This window comes from Mesorhizobium sp. M0938 (genome assembly GCF_040319125.1).
In the GTDB taxonomy this organism is placed as follows: Bacteria; Pseudomonadota; Alphaproteobacteria; order Rhizobiales; family Rhizobiaceae; genus Mesorhizobium; species Mesorhizobium robiniae.
On sequence record NZ_JAMYNS010000049.1, the window covers coordinates 1 to 1,621 of the forward strand.

The 1,621-nt window shown below is 60.3% G+C and carries 1 protein-coding gene; it reads right to left on the reverse strand.

The genetic code is table 11. The annotated features are described in order from the left end of the window. Window positions 1-381 precede the first annotated feature (381 nt). Window positions 382-1,539: an IS110 family RNA-guided transposase gene (locus NKH73_RS32490; protein WP_352939591.1), complete on the reverse strand. Its 1,158-nt coding sequence runs from the start codon at window positions 1,537-1,539 to the stop codon at window positions 382-384. Window positions 1,540-1,621: the final 82 nt, after the last annotated feature.

Consider the following 1,621-nt stretch of genomic DNA (forward strand, 5'->3'; position numbering starts at 1 on the left):
ACAAGGTGTCCACCTATTTTGGTGGACACCTTGTATGGGGATTTCGTTGTCAAGGGGCCTTCACTGATTTCGCGGTAAAGCGGTCAGGATAGCCATAACAGAACGGTTGGTCACTGCCTTGTGCATTGGTCCGCGAGCATCAAATTCGAGGGGAGCCTGCCTTTGGGCGCATCGCATTACGCCGCAACCTTGTATTCGGTGGGTCTGCAAAAGACCCGGACCATGAAGCAGTCATTGGCTTCAGCAGCAAGGCTCCGAGGCGGCGGGCCCATTCTCATGACGGCAAATAACGCCATGGTGTCCATCGGGACACCGCCACCTCGAATCGATACGCGCGGGCGTCATTACGGCGGTTGATCCGTCAGGCGCCCTGCAGTGTGTTCAGTTCATCGGGCGCAATGTGACGCCCATCGGGATTTCGCCGACGGTAACCAATCGCCAGAGCGCGATGAGTAACTTGCGTGCGAGCGCCACGATCATCGTCGTCTTGCGGGCGCCCTGTGCCGCTCGTGCCTGGAACCATTGCGTCAGTTCGCTATTCTTTTGGAATCTCAGGAAGCGCCAGGCCAATTGGATCAGCCCGCGTCGCACCCGGGCGTTGCCTGCCTTGGCCAACCCCTTTTCGCGTCGTTTAGATCCGCTCTCGTCGGGGGAGCCTGTCAGACCGGCGTAACGCGCCACCGCGCGCCGGTCTCTGAGGTTGCGGCTAAGCACCTCGTGGACCAGCATGTCGGCTGTCTCAATCCCGACACCAATCACGCGCGCCAATAGCACAACCATTGCATTATACCCCGACGCGGGCGCCTGCTCAAGCTGGGCAATTCTGGCTTTTTCAATCGTCGTGATCTGATCGCGCACCACCGCAAGCCGAGCCATGTCGCGCCGCATCTCTTCCAGCATATTCGGCGGAAGCGGCTGTCCTTCCGAAGTGCGCAGGTCCGGCAATTTCTTCGGCGCCCGGCGAAGCTCGGGCTTGAAGCCACGGATGCCGAGCCGAGCCAGCGCCCCTTTCATGCGATTGACTATCCGCGTTTTCTCGCTGACCAGGTTCTCCCGCTCGCGGCTCGGCCGCTTGGCATCCTCTTCCGCCAGTGATGGGATCGCCACCATGCGGCAGTGGCCACGCTCGCCACGTAGCCAACCCAGGAACACGCGCATCAGCATGGCCGTGTCTAGCCTGTCGGTTTTCGCCCGTCGGTGTTCACGGTTCACGGCGACGCTGGTTGAATGGATGACGTGAGCGTCTATGCCTCGCGTCTGCAGCCACCGGGCCAGCCAGAAGCCGTCTCGCCCAGCCTCGAAGGCCAGCACGACCCGGTCTATCGGCATGCCCGCAGCCTCCGCCTCCGATCGCCAACGCGCGATCAAACCGAGCAATGCATTGGGATCGGGATCGAGTTTCTTCAGGGGGTGTCGCTGAACGCCGGGAAGCATTCCGGCCACCAGCCAGTTATTTTGACTCATTTCTACAACGACGAGCACAGTGCGAGCTTGATCCAATACAGTGATTGATCGGCTGAGATCGTCGACTTTGGACATGATAGTCTATCCTTCGGGTTGATCGTACGACGATGGTGCCACCTCGCCGCTCCCCCGCATAGCTTCTCATGCATCAGAGCAC

Bases quoted from the DNA above. Each gene is read 5' to 3' on its own strand.
- NKH73_RS32490 (WP_352939591.1), bottom strand. From the start codon at position 1,539: ATGTCCAAAGTCGACGATCTCAGCCGATCAATCACTGTATTGGATCAA.